Genomic DNA, 17,710 nt, shown 5'->3' on the forward strand with positions numbered 1-17,710 from the left:
ACACCGCGGTGTCTGACTTCACGACTGCTTCGCAGCCGAACGCAGGCTTCGCCAGCTGCTACAAAGACAGCGGTGTGATCGCATTATTTAACGCTTCCAGTGCACCCATTGAACCCTGTTCTAAGCTCACAGTCGTATCGTCACTGGCACGTTCGTACAACGCAAAGGAGTCTGCATGGCGGGTCCCGGATTGAAAATAATGATCGGCCTGAGCCTCCTTGCGATGCTGGCTGGCTGCGGCGATAAAAAACCGGTCGAGAAAGACCTGCCGCGCGTCTTCGTGCAAGCGGTAAAGCCCGCGGATTACGCCGCTTCGGTGACCCTCACCGGCGACGTCCAGGCTCGGGTGCAGACTGAGTTGTCGTTCCGCGTCGGCGGCAAGATCATCCAGCGCATGGTCGATGTCGGTGACCGGGTTTCCGCCAAACAGGTGCTCGCCAAACTCGATCCGAAGGACCTGCAGACCAACGTCGATTCGGCCCAGGCCCAGGTCACCGCCGAACAGGCTCGGGTCAAGCAGACCGCCGCCGCGTTCGTTCGCCAGCAAAAACTCTTGCCCAAGGGCTACACCAGCCAAAGCGAATACGATGCGGCGCAGGCTGCTTTACGCAGCAGTCAAAGTGCCCTGACCGCCGCCCAGGCGCAATTGGCCAACGCCCGTGAACAACTGAGCTACACCTCGCTGATCTCTGAAGCGCCAGGGGTGATTACCGCGCGTCAGGCCGAAGTCGGCCAAGTGGTCCAGGCCACCGTGCCGATCTTCAGCCTGGCCCGGGACGGCGAACGCGACGCCGTGTTCAACGTCTACGAATCGCTGCTGTCCGAGCCGCCCTCGGACAAATCCCTGGTTGTCAGCCTGCTCGATAACCCGGCGATCAAAACCACCGGCACCGTCCGGGAAATCACCCCGGCCGTTTCGGCGCAGACCGGCACCGTACAAGTCAAAGTCACCCTTAACGGTCTGCCTGACGGCATGCAGCTTGGCTCGGTGGTCAGCGCCACGGCCAAGGCGCCGGGCAAATCCGCCGTGGAATTGCCCTGGTCAGCGCTAACGAAAAACCTCAGCGAACCCGCCGTGTGGCTGGTGGACGCGGACGGCAAAGCCCAATTGCACACCGTCACCGTCGGCCGCTACCTGACCGGCAAAGTCATCATCAGCGGCGGCCTGGACGGTGGTGAAAAAGTCATCATCGCCGGTGGCCAGTTACTGCACCCGGGAATGAAAGTGGACATCGCCGAGAACACCTACAAGGATCTGGCACCGGGAGCCGACCAATGAAGCGCCTGATGCTGCTGTCCGCCGGTTTGCTGCTGGTCGCCTGCTCGAAAAAAGAGCCACCGCCGGAGCCGGTGCGCCCGGTGCTGTCCATCGAAGTCAAAGCGTTGAATGAGGAAGACCTCGGCCGTTTCGCCGGCAGCATCCAGGCGCGCTACGAAAGCAATATCGGCTTCCGCGTGCCGGGTCGTATCGCCAGCCGTAATGTCGATGTTGGCGCCGAAGTCGAGAAGGGCGCTTTACTCGCGACCCTCGACCCCACCGATCAACAGAACCAATTGCGCGCGACCCAGGGTGATCTGGCGCGCATCCAGGCGCAATTCATCAATGCCCAGGCCAGCGCCCGTCGCCAGCAGGAGTTGTTTGATCGCGGGGTCGGTGCCCAGGCGCAACTGGACATCGCCCAGACCGACCTGAAAACCACCCAGGCGTCCCTCGATCAGGCCAAGGCCGCGGTCGATCAGGCCAAGGACCAACTCAACTACGTCCAGTTGCGCACCGATCACAAAGCCATCGTCACCGCGTGGAATGCCGAGGCCGGGCAAGTCGTCACCGCCGGCCAGCAAGTGGTGACCCTGGCGCAACCGGACATCAAGGAAGCGGTGATCGACCTGCCGGATACCCTGGTCGATCAACTGCCGACGGACGTGGTGTTCCAGGTCGCCTCGCAACTGGACCCGAGCATCACCAGCACTGCGATCATCCGCGAAATCGAACCCCAGGCCCAAAGCGCGACCCGTACCCGTCGCGCGCGCCTGACCCTGACCGACACGCCACCGGGCTTTCGCCTCGGCACGGCGATCAGCGTGACCCTCAGTTCGGCGATCAAACCGCGCATTGAATTACCCGTGACTGCGCTTCAGGAGGCGGACGGCAAAATCCGTATCTGGGTCATCGACCCGCAGACGCAAACCGTTGCTCCGCGCGACGTCAGTCTGATCAGCCGCACCGATTCAACGGTGGTGCTGGCCGACGGCGTGAAGTCCGGTGAACGGGTGGTCAGTGCCGGTGTGAACAGCCTGAAACCTGGGCAGAAAGTCAAAGTCGATGAGGGCAGCCCACAATGAAAGGGAGTTTCAACTTATCCGAATGGGCCCTCAAGCATCAGTCGTTTGTCTGGTATTTGATGTTCGTCGCGCTGCTGATGGGCGTGTTCTCGTACATGAACCTGGGTCGTGAGGAAGACCCCTCGTTCACCATCAAGACCATGGTCATCCAGACCCGCTGGCCGGGCGCGACCCAGGAAGAAACCCTCAAGCAGGTCACTGACCGCATCGAGAAAAAGCTCGAAGAGCTCGACTCCCTCGACTACGTGAAAAGCTACACCCGACCCGGTGAATCAACGGTCTTCGTCTACCTGCGTGACACCACCAGCGCCAAGGACATCCCGGAAATCTGGTATCAGGTGCGCAAGAAGATCAACGATATTCGCGGCGACTTCCCCAAAGGCCTGCAAGGGCCGGGGTTCAACGACGAGTTTGGTGACGTGTACGGCTCGGTGTACGCCTTCACCGCTGACGGCTTGTCGATGCGCCAATTGCGCGATTACGTAGAGCAGGTTCGTGCCGCGATTCGTGACGTGCCAGGGCTGGGCAAGGTCGAGATGATTGGTGAGCAGGATGAAGTCCTGTACCTGAACTTCTCCACGCGCAAACTCGCCGCGCTGGGCATTGATCAGCGCCAGGTTGTGCAGAGCCTGCAATCGCAAAACGCCGTGACCCCGGCCGGTGTGATCGAGGCAGGTCCCGAGCGGATTTCCGTGCGCACTTCCGGGCAGTTTGCTTCCGAAAAAGACCTGGCCAACGTCAACCTGCGACTCAACGATCGCTTCTATCGCCTGGCCGATATCGCCGACATCAGTCGTGGCTACGTCGATCCGGCTACCCCGGAGTTTCGCTTCAACGGGCATTCGGCCATTGGCTTGGCGATTGCCATGAAGAAGGGCGGCAACATCCAGGAGTTCGGCAAGTCCCTGCACCAACGCATGACCGACCTGACCGCCGATTTGCCGGTGGGCGTCGGTGTGCACAACGTGTCCGACCAGGCTGCCGTTGTGGAAAAAGCTGTCGGCGGTTTCACCAGTGCGTTGTTCGAAGCGGTGGTGATCGTGCTGATCGTCAGCTTCATCAGCCTCGGCGTGCGAGCAGGGCTGGTGGTGGCCTGCTCGATTCCGCTGGTGCTGGCGATGGTCTTCGTCTTCATGGAATACAGCGGCATCACCATGCAGCGGATTTCCCTCGGTGCGCTGATCATTGCCCTCGGCCTGTTGGTGGACGACGCGATGATCACGGTCGAGATGATGGTCACGCGCCTGGAAATGGGCGAAACCAAGGAGCAGGCGGCGACGTTCGCCTACACCTCGACCGCGTTTCCGATGCTCACCGGCACGCTGGTGACGGTCGCCGGTTTCGTGCCGATTGGCTTGAACGCCAGTTCCGCCGGTGAGTACACCTTCACGCTGTTTGCGGTGATTGCCGTGGCGATGCTGGTGTCGTGGATCGTCGCCGTGCTGTTTGCCCCGGTGATCGCCGTGCACATCCTCAGTACCAATGTGAAACCGCATTCCGCCGAGCCGGGTCGCATCGGCCGGGCATTCAACGGCGGCATGCTCTGGGCCATGCGCAATCGCTGGTGGGCCATCGGCATCACCATTGCGTTGTTCGTGGCGTCGGTATTTTCCATGCAGTTCGTGCAGAACCAATTTTTCCCATCCTCGGATCGGCCGGAAATCCTCGTCGACATCAACCTGCCGCAAAACGCCTCGATCGACGAGACGCGCAAGGCTGTGGACAAGCTCGAAGCGACGTTCAAGGACGACCCGGACATCGTGCGCTGGAGCACCTACATCGGCGAAGGCGCGATTCGTTTCTACCTGCCCCTCGACCAGCAATTGCAGAACCCGTACTACGCGCAACTGGTGATCGTCAGCAAAGGCCTGGAATCGCGCACCGCGCTCAGCCAGCGCTTGCGTGAGCGGCTGCGCAAAGACTTCGTCGGCATCGGCAGCTACGTGCAGGCCCTGGAAATGGGCCCGCCGGTGGGGCGTCCGATTCAGTACCGGGTCAGCGGCAAGGACATCGATCAGGTGCGCAAGCACACGATCGAACTGGCCACCGAGCTCGACAAGAACTCGCACATCGGCGAGATCATTTACGACTGGAACGAACCGGGCAAAGTCCTGCGCATCGACATCGCCCAGGACAAGGCGCGGCAACTGGGGTTGTCGTCGGAAGACGTGGCCAACCTGATGAACAGCATCGTCGTCGGCTCGCCGATCACCCAGGTGGACGATGACATCTACCTGATCAACGTCGTCGGTCGCGCCGAAGACGCCGAGCGCGGTACGCCGGAGACCTTGCAAAACCTGCAAATCGTCACGCCGGGTGGCACCTCGATCCCGCTGCTGGCCTTCGCCACGGTGCGCTATGAACTGGAGCAACCGCTGGTCTGGCGCCGGGATCGCAAACCGACCATTACCATCAAGGCAGCGGTGCGCGACGAGATCCAGCCGACGGACCTGGTGAAACAGCTGCAACCGACCATCGATAAGTTCGCTGCCGGGTTGCCGGTGGGTTACAAGGTCGCCACTGGCGGTACGGTCGAGGAAAGCGGCAAGGCACAAGGGCCGATTGCCAAGGTCGTGCCGCTGATGTTGTTCTTGATGGCGACCTTCCTGATGATCCAGCTGCACAGCGTGCAGAAGCTGTTCCTGGTGGCCAGCGTCGCACCGCTCGGCCTGATCGGCGTGGTGCTGGCGCTGATCCCGACGGGCACGCCGATGGGCTTCGTGGCGATCCTCGGGATCCTGGCGCTGATCGGCATCATCATCCGCAACTCGGTGATTCTGGTGACGCAGATCGATGCGCTGGAGAAGGAAGGCCTTGAGCCGTGGGATGCGGTGGCGAAAGCCACGGAACATCGGCGTCGGCCGATTCTGCTGACGGCGGCGGCAGCGAGTTTGGGGATGATCCCTATTGCCCGGGAAGTGTTCTGGGGGCCGATGGCCTACGCGATGATTGGCGGGATTATCATTGCGACGTTGCTGACGCTGCTGTTTTTGCCGGCGCTGTATGTGGCCTGGTACAAGATTCGCGAGCCGAAGAAAGAGGCGCGGTAAGGCACATACCCAGTGGGAGCGGGCTCGCTCCCACTGGGGGAATGCTGTCTCCTGTCGGAGCGAGGCTTGCCCGCGAAGGCGATCTACAATTTCCCAACATTTTACTGCCCGACATTTCCATTGCGGTTGATTACCCTCCCTGCTCTTGACGCAGAAGGGACACCCCCATGCCGCCTCGCCATCGCTCTCTGTTGCTGATCTGCACCTTGCTGTTCTCGCCTTGGGCCCTGGCCGATATCGTGCTGGAAAACCCGCTGTGGCGTGTCGAACTCGACCCGGCAACCTTGTCGATCCGCGCCACTCCCGCGCACAACCTGCCCGTGCAGGCGTCGGCCGGTGTGCCTGAGCACAAGGTCAGCCAGCTTGTGCAGACTCCCCAGCGCATCGATTGGCAATGGGACGACGGTGCCTGGACCCTCAGCGCCAGTCTCGACCAGCGTGATCTCTCCCTGTCCATCAGCGCGCGCGACCCCGGAGCGCTGAGCTTCCTCAAGCAACCTGGCAGTTCAATGGGCAAAGCCCTGATCTGGCCGCTGGCAGAAGGGCATTACGTGCCGGCCGGGGATCCGCTGTGGCAAGCCTTTTTGCTCGATCAGGGCGAGCTCAATACCACCCAGGACCTGAGCCTGCCGCTATGGGGCGTCGATCACGGCAGTTTCACGCTGAACTGGCTGATGACCAATCCCTACAATAATCACCTGACGTTCAGTGCCGAGGGCAAGACCCTGGCGCTGGCCGCCCGTCACCAGTTCACCGCGCTGGCACCCGGCACACCGCTGACGTTCACGTTGTCGTTGGGCGACGTCGATCCCCTGGCCGGTGCCAAGCGCTATCGACAATGGCTGATCGACAGCGGGCAATACGAACCCCTGAGCGACAAACTGCTGAAAACCCCCGAGGCCAAAAAACTGTTGGGAGCCAGTCATGTTTATCTGTGGGGCAACGACCTGCTCGGCCCCGACGATGTGCGCAGTTGGCCAGCATTGCTGAAACTGCTGCGAGGCACTGGCGCTCTGGCCAGCGAGTTGCGTGGCAGCTTTGACGCTGAAACCCGGCAGATCCTGAGCCGCGCCCAACCGCCCCTCGACCGTTACCAGCAAACCACGTTGCTGCGCAGCCTCAATGGCGCGCTCAACCAAAAGGCGCGAAGTGGTTGGCAGGCCGTCGCTGAGCCGGACATGCAAAAACTGGCTGAAGGTTATGGCCGGCTGCGCACGGAAGTGGCTAAAGCCTTTGCCGAAGCGCTGACCCCAACCCCCGAACGCTGGGGTAGCACGTTGTCGCCGAGAACGTTTGAACAGTTGCAAGCCGCCGGGTTATCGCGCTTGTGGCTGGGTCTCGGCGAGGGCTGGGAGGGCGGTCTTTGGCATCCCGAAGCAGTGCGCCAAGGCGTGGCGGCCGGGTATCTGGTGGCGCCTTACGACTCTTATGAAACGGCGTTGACCACATCTGAAAACCCGGACTGGACCACTGCGCACCTCGGCTCACGGGCCAATCTTGAGTGTGCGATTGTCTTGAACGGTGGCGCCTTCAAAAGCGGTTTCCAGCAATCCGGGCATTACACCGATCCGCGTTGTGTGCGGCCGTTGCTCGAGGCTCGCATCAAAGCCGTGCAGGCCAAGGCCGGTTTCAACAGCTGGTTTCTCGACGCCTACGCCACGGGTATGGTGTTCGACAGCTATCGCCCCGGCGCCAGCATGACCCAGGCGCAAAACGCCGAGGGCAATATCGACGCTTCGCGCTGGCTCAACGAGACGTTGCAACTGCCGGCCGGCTCCGAGGATGGCAACGCCACCACGGCCCGGGGCGTGCTGTTTGCCCACGGCATGCAGACCTCGGTGATCGGTTGGGGCGATGCGGACATGAGCAAGAACCCTAAGTCGCCCTATTACTTGGGCCGCTGGTTTCCCAACGAAAAGCCCCAGGTCTTTTTCAAAATCGTGCCGCTCAAGGAACCCTATCGCACGGTGCACTTTGCCCCGCAGACGCGGTTGCCGCTGTATCAGGCGGTGTTTCACGGCTCGGTGATCACCACTCATCATTGGCTGTTCGACAGCCTGAAACTGAGCAACGTGCGGGCCGAGAACGAACTGATGCAGCTGCTCTACAACGTGCCGCCGCTGTACCACCTGAGCGCCGATACGTTGAAGCAGCGCTTGCCGGTGATTGCACGGCAGGATGGGTTTTTCCGGCCGCTGCACGAACGTCTGGCGACTGAGGCGATGACGGATTTTCGCTGGCTGAGCAAGGATCGCCTGGTGCAGCAGACGACGTTTGCCGATGGCACGCGGTTGGTGGCGAATTTTGATGCGCGTGAGCGTGATGTTGAAGGCAAGACACTGGCTAGGCAGAGCATCACGGCGTTTGGCACGGACGGGACGGTGGTGAAATATCAGGTTTCTTTGTCGCCCTGAAGATCTTCGCGGGCAAGCCTCGTTCCTGCAGGGATGTGCGGCGCGCTGTAGGAGTAAGGCTTGCCCGCGAAAGCGTCGGACCTGACTACACAGGCTTACGCCAAACACTCGCCAACCAAGGTTGCTGTTCGCGCGGCAACCCCGCCGGCCGGTAGTAATGCTCCAACTCCACAAACCCCGCCTCGGTCAGCAATGCCTGCCACGCCTGCAAATCGTGATACGCCCCATACCGCGGCCCATTCCAGCCTTCCTGATTCTCCCCACGGGGATTGGAGCTGAACAACACCCCGCCCGGTTTCAGCGCCGCGTGCAGTTCCTGCAACACCCGAGGCAATTCCTGACGCGGGATATGAAACAGCACCGCATTGGCAAAAATCCCGTCAAAGCGTTCGGCCGGCAGATCAAGCTTCAGAAAATCCTGCTGCCAGACCTCGCAACCACTGTCCTCCCGGGCCATCTGCGCAAACTTCTCCGAACCGTCGAGGCCGACGGCGATGTGGCCCATGCGTGTGAAAGTTTGCAGGTCACGACCCGGACCGCAGCCGAAATCGAGAATGCTGAACGGCGCTTCACCCTGGATGTGCCGCAGCAACGCGTCGATGTTCTGGCTCACATCATGATCGCGCGTCCCCTCACGAAAACCCTCGGCCACCGAGTTGTAATGGCCCAGGGTGGTGGAGGTGATCTGCTGGAGGTCGTCGGGGGTCTGTTTCATGGTGGGCTGCGCAGGCAATGGGGATTTGCCGAATATACGCCATCAAACATGGGGCTGCTTCGCAGCCATCGCGAGCAGGCTCGCTCCCACAGGGGAACGCGGTCAACTGTGGGAGCGAGCTTGCTCGCGCTGGCAATATCACTGACAACCAATAACCCAAGCCAGACTCAGCGCTTGTTAAGGCCCCGAGCCAAGCGATCCCCACCGAGTTGAATAATCGCCACCAACACCACCAGTAACACAATCACCGTCAGCATGATCTGGCTATCAAAGCGCTGATACCCGTACCGATACGCAATGTCCCCCAGCCCACCGGCACCAATCGCCCCGGCCATGGCCGACGAATTGATCATCGTCACCAGCGTAATGGTGAAGCCGCCAACAATCCCCGGCAACGCCTCAGGCAGCAGTACATGCCAGACGATATGCCAGCGTCGGCATCCCATCGCTTGCGCGGCTTCGATCAAGCCGTGATCGACTTCTCGCAAACTCACTTCGGCGATGCGCGCAAAGAACGGTGTCGCGGCAATGGTCAGCGGCACCACAGCCGCCCAGACACCATAAGTGGTGCCGACGATCAGCCGCGTGAACGGAATCAACGCCACCATCAAGATCAAGAATGGAATCGAGCGAAACAGGTTCACGAACGCGCCCAATGCTCGGTTAAGCGCCGGAGCTTCGTAAATCCCGCCCTTGGAGCTGGTCACCAGGATCACCGCCAGCGGAATGCCCGCCAGCAGCGCGATGAGCGATGACACACCCACCATCAAAAACGTATCGATAAAGCCCTGCAGCAAGCGATCAAACCACATAACCCAGCACCTCCACCTGTTGCGCCCAGTTGCCGGCGCGCTGACGCAGTTCTTCAGCGCCCAGGGACGAGCCTGTCACCGCCAACAGCAGTTGCCCCAGCGCATGGCCCTGGATCCGCTCTACGCCGCCCTGAAGCAACCGTACGCGGCCACCGAGCGCCGCGAACAGCGCCGCCAGGTCCGGTTCGTCGGTCGCGCTGCCAGTGAATTGCAAACGCAGCACCACAGCGGCGTCCGAAGATTGCGGCTGTGCCTGTAAACGACTCTGCAATTCCTCCGGCAACGCGTGTTGCAGCGGTGCGAGCAAGGTCTTGCTGACTTCATGCTGCGGGTTGCCGAAGACTTCCCACACCGGCCCTTGCTCAACGACACGTCCGTGTTCAAGCACCACGACCCGGTCGCAGATATCGCGGATCACCGCCATCTCGTGGGTGATCAGCACAATGGTCAAACCCAGGCGCCGATTGATCTCGCGCAGCAGGCCGAGGATCGATTGGGTGGTCTCCGGATCCAGCGCCGAAGTCGCTTCGTCGCACAGCAAAATCTCCGGGTCATGCACCAGCGCGCGAGCGATGCCGACGCGCTGTTTCTGCCCACCGGAAAGCTGCGCCGGGTAGGCCTTGTGCTTCTCTTGCAGCCCCACCAGTTCCAGCAACTCACGGACTTTCTTTTCGCGTTTCTCCTTGGGCACGCCAGCGACTTTCAGCGGCAATTCAACGTTCTGCCAAACGGTCTTGGCTGACATCAAATTGAAGTGCTGGAAGATCATGCCGATCCGCCGCCGCAGCGCCACCAAACGGTCTTCATCGAACTCGCCGATGTCGACCTGATCAATCAGCACCCGCCCGGTGCTCGGTTGTTCCAGGCGATTAATCGTGCGAATCAGCGACGACTTGCCGGCGCCGCTACGGCCGATGATGCCGAACACTTCACCGCGCTGGATCGCCAGGTCAATGCCGTGCAACGCCGCCACCGGACCTTGCTGGCCGTTGTAGGTTTTGCCCAGGCCAATGAAGCGCACGTGAGCGCGATTGAGGTCCGGGTGCAGTTCCTTCTGTTCGGCTTTCTGAGGCTCTGGAATATCCAGTCGCCGTTGGATCGCGGCCGTCATGCTCAGCTTTCCCAACCGGCTTGATAGAGCTTGCCGTGAGCCTTATCCAGCGCTGCGCGAACGGCGGGCGAGTGCTGGTAGATGTCGACGAATTTGATCAGGCGCGGGTCGGTTTTGCTTTTTGGCTGGATCACGAACTGAATCACGTATTCCTTGTGATCGAGGCCGTCGAACAGCAGCGCCGAGCCGGCATCGAAGGTCTTCGACAGGCGAATGTAGGCCGGGTAGCCCTGGACCAGATCGGCGTCGTCATAGGCGCGCACCAATTGCACGGCTTCGACCTGGAGGATTTTGATCTTCTTCGGGTTGGCGATGATGTCTTCTTCGGTGGCCTTGTAGCCAACGCCAGGCTTGAGGGTGATCAGGCCTGCTTTAGCCAGCAGTTGCAGGCCGCGACCGCTGTTGATCGGGTCGTTGGCGATGGCGACGGTGGCGCCTTGCGGGAGCTCGTCGAAGCTTTTGTATTTCTTCGAGTAGAGGCCGACGTTGTTGATGATCCCCGGCGCGAACGGCACCAGGTCAAAACCGGCGGCAGACTTGGCGTTTTCCAGGAACGGGATGTGCTGGAAGTAGTTCACGTCGATGTCGCCAGCGGCGAGGCTGACGTTGGGGGCGATCCAGTCGCTGAACTCCACGAGCTCGACGTTCAGGCCTTGTTTGGAGGCTTCTTCAACGGCGGCTTCCAGCGGGATGGCGAAGGCGGCGGTGGTGCCGACTTTCAGCGGCGCTTCGGCGGCGAAGGTGACGGAACTGAAGAGGCCGAGGGCCAGGGCCAGTGCTTTGACTGGGTGAGAGAGGTAGTGCTTGGTCATGATGGTTATTCCAGTCAGTGCATTGAATTCGGATCGTTCCCACGCTCTGCGTGGGAATGCCTCAATGGACGCTCTGCGTCCGCTCTTGGGACGCGGAGCGTCCCGGGCTGCATTCCCACGCGGAGCGTGGGAACGATCAGGTATGGGGTTGGTATCGGTAATGGGCGCCCGTGTGTTGCTCAGGCAAATGCGCGTCACCGTGAAACAGCTTCTCGCGCAGGCTGCCGCTGTCGTAGGCGGTCTTGTACGACCCGCGACGCTGCAACTCGGGAATCACCAGATCGATGAAATCCACATAGCTTTCCGGGGTGACAATCCGCGTCAGGTTGAAGCCATCCAGCCCGGTTTCGGCGATCCACGATTCCAGCTCATCCGCCACTTGCTCAGGCGAACCCACCACGGTGATGTAGCGGCCACCGAGGGCGTGTTGTTCGAGCAATTTGCGCCGGGTCCAGTCGTTGTTTTGCAGGTTCTTGGTCGCCGACTGGATCGCGTTGCTCTTCACGTACTGGATCGGTTCGTCAATTTCGTACTGGGAAAAATCGATCGCCGTGGACGCCGAAAAGTGCGCCACGCCGGCCTCGGCACTGGCGTAGCTCAGGTACTCGGCGTGCTTGGCCCAGGCCAGTTCCTCGGTGGCGCCGACGATCACGTTCAGGCCCATGAACACCTTGATGTCCTCAGGGTTACGCCCGGCCTCGACCGCGCTGGCGCGGACCTTGTCCACCTGCACTTTGGTCGACGGTTTGTTCTGGCCGCTGATGAACACGCACTCGGCATGACGCCCGGCGAACAGCAATCCGCGATCCGAACTGCCAGCCTGGAACAGCACCGGCGTGCGCTGCGGCGACGGCTCGCAGAGGTGATAACCCTCGACCTGATAGAACTCGCCCTTGTGCTCGACCTTGTGCACTTTCTCCGGCTGGGCGTAGATCCGTTGCTTGGGATCGTTGAGCACTGCGCCGTTTTCCCAGCTGCCTTCCCAGAGTTTGTAGAGCACTTGCAAGTACTCGTCGGCCTGGTCGTAGCGGCGGTCGTGCTCGACTTGTTCGCTCAGACCCATGGCCTTGGCGGCGCTGTCGAGGTAGCCGGTGACGATGTTCCAGCCGACCCGACCGCGACTCAAATGGTCGAGCGTCGACATGCGCCGGGCAAACAGATACGGCGGTTCGTAAGTCAGGTTGGCGGTCAGGCCGAAACCGAGATTTTTCGTCACCGCAGCCATGGCCGAAACCAGCAGCAGCGGGTCGTTGACCGGCAGCTGGATCGACTCTTTCAGCGGCACGTCCACCGAGTTTTGATAGACGTCGTACACGCCAACGATGTCAGCGATGAACAAACCGTCGAACAGTCCACGCTCCAGCAACTGCGCCAGTTCAGTCCAATATTCGACGGTTTTGTATTGGGTCGAGTTGTCTCGTGGGTGCGTCCACAGGCCGTGGTTGATGTGCCCGATGCAGTTCATGTTGAACGCGTTGAGCAGGATCTTCTTCTTGGTGTCGGCCATCAGATGGTCCCCCGCAGCGGCGGGTTTTCATCGTTGAGGTAGTAATTGCCCACCGCGTGATACTTCCAGCGCACCGGGTCGTGCAAGGTATGCACGCGAGCGTTACGCCAGTGCCGATCCAGACCGTGTTCGATCAGGGTTGCCTGGCTACCGGCCAACTCGAACAGCGTGCTGCCGGCGGCGAGGGAAATTTCGGTGCTGATGGCCCGAGCCTCGGCGACGGCAATCGAGGCGGCGGCCACGGTCTCGGCATTCATGTCGGCCTGGGCCTTGTCGAGGAATTCGCCGGAGCGTTCCAGCAGTGCTTCGGTGGCGTGCAGGCGAATCGCAAGGTGGCCGAAGCTCTTGATCGTCAGCGGGTCTTCGACGGCTTTTTCATGGGTGGCGTCGATCCACGGCCGGGTTTTGGTGCGCACGAAATGCAAGGCATCTTCGTAAGCCGCGCGGGCTATGCCGGTGTCGATGGCGGCGTGAAGGATCTGCGCCAATGGGCCGACGGTGGTTGGGCGTTCGAAAGCACTTTGGAACGGGATCACATCTTCGGCGGCGACGTACACGTCTTCGAACACCACCGAACCGCTGCCGGTGGTGCGCTGGCCGAAACCGCTCCAGTCGTCGATCACGGTCAAGCCTTTACTGTCGCGAGGCACGAAGGCCAGTTGCTGCACGCCGTTTTCATCCACCACTGAAGTGGGGATGCGTTGGGCGTAGATCGCGCCCGTGGCGTAGAACTTGCGACCGTTGATGCGATAGCCGTCGCCGTCGCCGTCGCCGTCGCGGGTCAGGCTGGTGACGCGGTCGTGGGCGGTTTTGGTGCCGAGTTCGGCGAGGGCATTGCCGAAGCGCTGACCGGCCAACACTTCGGCGTAGAGACGTTTTTTCTGCGCTTCGCCGCCGTTCACGCGCAGCACTTCGAGGGCGTAAAAATGGTTCTGCGGGATTTGTCCGAGGGAGCCGTCAGCCTGGGCAATCAAGGCAATGACCTTGGCCAAGGTGACATTGGAAACCCCGGCGCCGCCGTATTCTTTTGGCACGCTGATGCCCCAGAGGCCCGAGCGGGAAAACACTTCCAGTTCCGGGTGCGGCAAACGGCGTTCGCGGTCGCGCAGGGCGCTGTCGCGTTTGAAATCTTCGGCCAGGTCACTGGCGACGATCAGGGCTAGCTCATCGCTGGTTATGACCGCGACGTGGTGAGAAAGAGTCATGTGTTTCTCCAGAGGTCTGGTCAAATCCAGGAGTGGCGAGCCGGCAGCGTGCCGTTCAAGTGGTAAGTGCCGACGGCGTGATATTTCCAGCGGACGGGGTCGTGCAAGGTGTGCACGCGGGCGTTGCGCCAGTGGCGGTCGAGGTTGAATTCGGCGAGGGTGGCGCGGCTGCCGGCCAGCTCGAAAAGCTTTTCGCTGGCCAGCAACGAGATTTCGGTGGTCAGCACTTTGGCTTCGGCCACGGCGATTGAAGCGCGGGCGGCGGACTCGGCGGTGAGTGGCGCGGCATTGACCTGATCGAGCACTTGCCCGGCCTTGCGCAACAGGGCTTCGGCGGCGTGCAGTTCGATTTTTAGTTTGCCGATGTCGGCGATCACGTAGAGGTCGTCGCTGGCGCGTTGGACCTTGGCGTCGATCCATGGCCGGGCGCGGGTTTTGACGAATTCGATGGCGTCGTCGATGGCACCACGGGCGATGCCGGCGTCGATGGCCGCTTGAATCAATTGCGACACGGCGCCCTGGATGTTCGGGCTGTCGTTGATCTTCCAGTTATCCACCACCAACTCGGCGTCGACCGGCACGTTGTTGAGCAAAATGGTGCCGCTGGCGGTGGTGCGCTGGCCGAAACCGGACCAGTCATCAACGATGCGCAGGCCCGGCGTGCCACGGCGGACGAAGGCCAGCACTTGCTTGCCGTCATCGTTCAACGCCTTGACCGCGACCCAGTGGGCGAACAGCGCGCCGGTGGAGTAGAACTTCTGGCCGCTGATGACAAAACCGTCGCCGTCAGCAGTGATCCGCGCCTTGAGTTCGAGGGTGTTTTTGGTGCCACGTTCTGGCCCGGCATTGCCGATGCGCCAGCCTTCGAGCACGCTTTTGAACAGCTGTTTTTTCTGCGATTCAGTGGCGCTGCCGAGCACCAGGTTCAGGATGCCGAACTGGTTCTGCGGGATTTGCCCGAGTGCCGGGTCCGCCGCGGAAATGATCGCGAAAACATCGGCGATGGTGACAAAGGAAACCTGCGGACCACCGTACTCGCGCGGGATGGCAATGCTGCCCAGGCCGCTACGGGTGAATTGTTCAATTTCCGACCACGGCAGCTTGCGCTGCTGGTCACGTTTGGCTGCCTGCAGGCGAGCGACTTGCGCCAGCTCATGGGCAGCCTTGATGGCTTGTGCGTCGTTGCGCAAAACCTGCGCGGGCAACAACAGGGGGGCGATATCCAGGTCACTCTGGATAGTGGCTTCTGCCAGACTGGACATCAGTGCCGCTCCTTGGCTGCACGCAATGCCCTGGCGTTCTGCACTGGGGTGATTGTGTTCCGGACCATACCTACCTCACATCTCATGAAAACGCCGCGACGGTTGCGGCGAACGAATAACAAGAAGGTCCGGTGGTCCGGTGTATATACCCTAAGCGCGTATAAATAATTAATAAACTAACTTTTAGGAATATGCATAGAAGGGCGTCTGTCCGCAGAACAACACTTGTTCATGTAGCAACAGCGGAGGCTGGGGGTTGGCTCTGTAGCTCTGTAGCTCTGTAGCTCTGTAGCAGCTGTCGAGCACCGCGAGGCAGCGTTCGGCGGCGAAGCCGTCGTCAAACTGAGAACGCGGTCTACCTGCAACACCGCGTAGTCTGATTTCACGACGGCTTCGCCGCCGAACGCTGCCTCGCGGTGCTCGACAGCTGCTACACAAGCCGAACTCAGGGCTCAGCGTTTGTGGGGTTCTGCTGCCTTGAGCGCTTCTTTGAACGGCGCTTTCAGGTAGGGATTGGCACACCCGATCTTCAGCATCCGCGGCGGCGCCCAGCGAGAATTGTTGCCCACCCGGTCGAGGATGCAGTAGGTCACTTCCAGCCTCAGGTCTTCGCCGGCTTCGAGAATGATCGCCGGCGGCACCCACACATGGATTGGCTCGCCGACATCGCCAGCCCTGAGCTTGGGCAGGTCCATGCGCACATCGCCCCAGCGCAGGGTGATTTCGTCGTCGATGGCCATGTTCAGGTAGGGCTCGATGGTCAGCGGTACGCCGCGTTTGATCTGGTTCGGATTGACCCCTTGGCGGCGAATGGTTTCGGGGAGGTTTACCGGGGCGAGACTCTGGTTTTCGTCGCCGGATGCGGCAGGTGACTGGCCGCCCGGGCAGTCAAGCTTGATCTGCACCCGCGTGGTCGGCGACAAGGCCGGGTCTTGCCCGACCTGCATGATGCGGTAGTGGACGTGTGAGGTGCCATTGATGACAAAGCTCTCGGGCACTCGCAGTTGCACTGGTTGATTGACGTCGTCGACGATCAGGGCTTTTGAAGCCACGTAGCAGTCGTCCCAGTAGAGTTCGATCAGATCGCCTTCGTCCATGCCGGGGTAGGGTGCTACCGCGATCAGCAAGTGGGCGGCCGAGGTGATGTTGATGCCACTCCTGTGGGATTGCGCCAGGGTCGGGGCCGCAAGTTCGGGTTTGTTCGAGGTGCTTATCATGGGTTTTCTCCTTGAAGCCTTGCAGCGAAGTCCGTTTCTGGAAGTTCAAGAGGCGTGAATTACCGGGCAACAAAAAGTTCGTTAGGGGTAGCTGTTATTTAACGAATGAGTTGAGGTGTTTGACGCCTGTTGGAGACTAGATAAGAGCGCGCCGGAATAGGTGTCAATAGAGTTTGTTAGTTGGGTGATGGATTCGGCGTTATTCAGAAATTTCCTACGGTGTGCAGTTAATAAGCCGCATTGCCGTGTCGACCTTTACCTGCTTTTATCCGGTATTAATGCGTCGCATACGACCACACGTTGAGTTGTGCGATCCGGGTGTATGGCTGATTTTAGGCGAGATGATTCTGTTGCAGGACATATATATGCACCGCACAGGTCGATAGGAAGTTGTATATGTTGTGTGCGAGAGGAATGAATCAAGGAACGATTATGAGGGTGTTGTTAGTGGCGGTTAAATATCACTTCCTTCCATGGAAGTTAACAAGTATCAAACGGTGTTTCAGTGGTGCGTGTTATTCAGAAACTTGCTGAGGAACTGCTTTGTCCGTTCTTCTTTAGGATTGGCAAACAGTGCCTTCGCTTCACCTTGCTCGACGATCACACCCTTGTCGAAAAACACCACGCGGTTCGCCACGTCACGGGCAAAGCCCATTTCGTGGGTGACGATGACCATGGTGCGATTCTCCTCGGCGAGGCTGCGGATGGTCGCCAGCACTTCACCGACCAGCTCTGGGTCGAGCGCTGAGGTGGGCTCATCGAACAGAATCACTTCCGGCTCCATCGCCAACGCCCGGGCAATCGCCACACGCTGTTGCTGGCCACCGGACAGGCGTCGCGGGTAAGCGTCTTCCTTACCCGCCAGGCCAACCCTGGCCAACAGCTTTTTGCCCAGGGCAACGGCTTCGGCGTGCGGGATCTTCTTCACGATGATCGGGCCTTCGATGACGTTTTCCAGAGCAGTGCGATGCGGGAACAAGTTGAAGCTCTGGAACACGAAGCCCACGTGTTGGCGCAAACGTCGCACCAGACCCTGCTGCTGGTTCAGCGGGCGGCTGCCATCGATTTCGATGTCGCCGACCTTGATCCGGCCGCTGGTGGGTTCCTCGAGGAAATTCAAGCAACGCAGGAACGTGGTCTTACCCGAACCGCTCGGCCCGATAATCGCCACGACCTCGCCTTCCTTCACTTCCAGATCGATGCCGTTGAGCACCACTTGACCCTTGAACTGCTTTGTCAGTTTTTCCACGACAATCATTGGG

General features: G+C 60.6%; 13 protein-coding genes. 4 read left to right on the top strand and 9 right to left on the bottom strand.

Annotation, left to right across the window (positions count from 1 at the left end):
- Nucleotides 1–175: 175 nt before the first annotated feature.
- The 4 genes from ACA071_RS01135 to ACA071_RS01150 all read left to right on the top strand — a co-directional run bounded on the left by ACA071_RS01135 (nt 176) and on the right by ACA071_RS01150 (nt 7,807).
- Nucleotides 176–1,279 (top strand): efflux RND transporter periplasmic adaptor subunit, encoded by a 1,104-nt coding sequence (locus tag ACA071_RS01135; RefSeq protein WP_497642785.1) that lies wholly within the window; start codon nt 176–178, stop codon nt 1,277–1,279.
- Nucleotides 1,276–2,343, top strand: a complete 1,068-nt coding sequence (locus ACA071_RS01140; protein WP_497642786.1) for an efflux RND transporter periplasmic adaptor subunit — start codon at nt 1,276–1,278, stop codon at nt 2,341–2,343. Before ACA071_RS01135 ends, ACA071_RS01140 begins: the two co-directional genes overlap by 4 nt.
- Nucleotides 2,340–5,393, top strand: a complete 3,054-nt coding sequence (locus ACA071_RS01145; RefSeq protein WP_497642787.1) for an efflux RND transporter permease subunit — start codon at nt 2,340–2,342, stop codon at nt 5,391–5,393. Before ACA071_RS01140 ends, ACA071_RS01145 begins: the two co-directional genes overlap by 4 nt.
- A gap of 167 nt (nt 5,394–5,560) precedes the next feature.
- Nucleotides 5,561–7,807 (top strand): glycoside hydrolase, encoded by a 2,247-nt coding sequence (locus ACA071_RS01150; RefSeq protein WP_497642788.1) that lies wholly within the window; start codon nt 5,561–5,563, stop codon nt 7,805–7,807.
- Between the two features lie 85 nt (nt 7,808–7,892).
- On the opposite strand, the gene ACA071_RS01155 is transcribed toward ACA071_RS01150, so the two are convergent.
- From ACA071_RS01155 to tcyN, 9 genes are all read right to left on the bottom strand, one after another.
- Complete coding sequence (locus tag ACA071_RS01155) at nt 7,893–8,522, bottom strand: class I SAM-dependent methyltransferase (RefSeq protein ID WP_497642789.1); 630 nt, start codon at nt 8,520–8,522, stop codon at nt 7,893–7,895.
- 167 nt (nt 8,523–8,689) lie between these two features.
- Nucleotides 8,690–9,334 carry a methionine ABC transporter permease gene (locus ACA071_RS01160; RefSeq protein WP_154852881.1) on the bottom strand — a complete coding sequence of 215 codons (645 nt, stop codon included), beginning with the start codon at nt 9,332–9,334 and terminating at the stop codon, nt 8,690–8,692.
- Nucleotides 9,324–10,445, bottom strand: coding sequence for a methionine ABC transporter ATP-binding protein (locus tag ACA071_RS01165; RefSeq protein ID WP_497642790.1), 1,122 nt, complete (start codon nt 10,443–10,445; stop codon nt 9,324–9,326). The genes ACA071_RS01160 and ACA071_RS01165 overlap by 11 nt, the downstream gene beginning before the upstream one ends.
- A 2-nt stretch (nt 10,446–10,447) precedes the next feature.
- Nucleotides 10,448–11,257 (bottom strand): MetQ/NlpA family ABC transporter substrate-binding protein, encoded by an 810-nt coding sequence (locus ACA071_RS01170; protein ID WP_497642791.1) that lies wholly within the window; start codon nt 11,255–11,257, stop codon nt 10,448–10,450.
- A 136-nt stretch (nt 11,258–11,393) separates the two neighbouring features.
- Complete coding sequence (locus ACA071_RS01175; RefSeq protein ID WP_497642792.1) at nt 11,394–12,764, bottom strand: LLM class flavin-dependent oxidoreductase; 1,371 nt, start codon at nt 12,762–12,764, stop codon at nt 11,394–11,396.
- The gene (locus tag ACA071_RS01180; RefSeq protein WP_497642793.1) at nt 12,764–13,969 is read right to left on the bottom strand and encodes an SfnB family sulfur acquisition oxidoreductase; all 1,206 of its coding nucleotides are present in this window, start codon (nt 13,967–13,969) and stop codon (nt 12,764–12,766) included. The genes ACA071_RS01175 and ACA071_RS01180 overlap by 1 nt, the downstream gene beginning before the upstream one ends.
- Before the next feature lie 20 nt (nt 13,970–13,989).
- A complete protein-coding gene (locus ACA071_RS01185) occupies nt 13,990–15,231 on the bottom strand; it encodes an SfnB family sulfur acquisition oxidoreductase (protein ID WP_497642794.1) in 1,242 nt (413 codons plus the stop codon).
- Nucleotides 15,232–15,683: 452 nt separating this feature from the next.
- On the bottom strand, nt 15,684–16,448 hold the full coding sequence (locus ACA071_RS01190; protein WP_497642795.1) for a hypothetical protein: 765 nt from the start codon (nt 16,446–16,448) through the stop codon (nt 15,684–15,686).
- A gap of 502 nt (nt 16,449–16,950) precedes the next feature.
- Nucleotides 16,951–17,706, bottom strand: a complete 756-nt coding sequence (gene tcyN, locus ACA071_RS01195) for an L-cystine ABC transporter ATP-binding protein TcyN (protein ID WP_497642796.1) — start codon at nt 17,704–17,706, stop codon at nt 16,951–16,953.
- Between the last annotated feature and the right edge of the window lie 4 nt (nt 17,707–17,710).

It is taken from the genome of Pseudomonas sp. LBUM1646 (genome assembly GCF_059716165.1).

What these genes read in the sequence shown, in the direction of transcription:
- ACA071_RS01175 (WP_497642792.1), bottom strand. Translation starts at nt 12,764, where the DNA reads ATGGCCGACACCAAGAAGAAGATCCTGCTCAACGCGTTCAACATGAAC.
- ACA071_RS01155 (WP_497642789.1), bottom strand. Translation starts at nt 8,522, where the DNA reads ATGAAACAGACCCCCGACGACCTCCAGCAGATCACCTCCACCACCCTG.
- ACA071_RS01190 (WP_497642795.1), bottom strand. Translation starts at nt 16,448, where the DNA reads ATGATAAGCACCTCGAACAAACCCGAACTTGCGGCCCCGACCCTGGCG.
- ACA071_RS01170 (WP_497642791.1), bottom strand. Translation starts at nt 11,257, where the DNA reads ATGACCAAGCACTACCTCTCTCACCCAGTCAAAGCACTGGCCCTGGCC.
- tcyN (WP_497642796.1), bottom strand. Translation starts at nt 17,706, where the DNA reads ATGATTGTCGTGGAAAAACTGACAAAGCAGTTCAAGGGTCAAGTGGTG.
- ACA071_RS01180 (WP_497642793.1), bottom strand. Translation starts at nt 13,969, where the DNA reads ATGACTCTTTCTCACCACGTCGCGGTCATAACCAGCGATGAGCTAGCC.
- ACA071_RS01145 (WP_497642787.1), top strand. Translation starts at nt 2,340, where the DNA reads ATGAAAGGGAGTTTCAACTTATCCGAATGGGCCCTCAAGCATCAGTCG.
- ACA071_RS01160 (WP_154852881.1), bottom strand. Translation starts at nt 9,334, where the DNA reads ATGTGGTTTGATCGCTTGCTGCAGGGCTTTATCGATACGTTTTTGATG.
- ACA071_RS01150 (WP_497642788.1), top strand. Translation starts at nt 5,561, where the DNA reads ATGCCGCCTCGCCATCGCTCTCTGTTGCTGATCTGCACCTTGCTGTTC.
- ACA071_RS01140 (WP_497642786.1), top strand. Translation starts at nt 1,276, where the DNA reads ATGAAGCGCCTGATGCTGCTGTCCGCCGGTTTGCTGCTGGTCGCCTGC.
- ACA071_RS01165 (WP_497642790.1), bottom strand. Translation starts at nt 10,445, where the DNA reads ATGACGGCCGCGATCCAACGGCGACTGGATATTCCAGAGCCTCAGAAA.
- ACA071_RS01185 (WP_497642794.1), bottom strand. Translation starts at nt 15,231, where the DNA reads ATGTCCAGTCTGGCAGAAGCCACTATCCAGAGTGACCTGGATATCGCC.
- ACA071_RS01135 (WP_497642785.1), top strand. Translation starts at nt 176, where the DNA reads ATGGCGGGTCCCGGATTGAAAATAATGATCGGCCTGAGCCTCCTTGCG.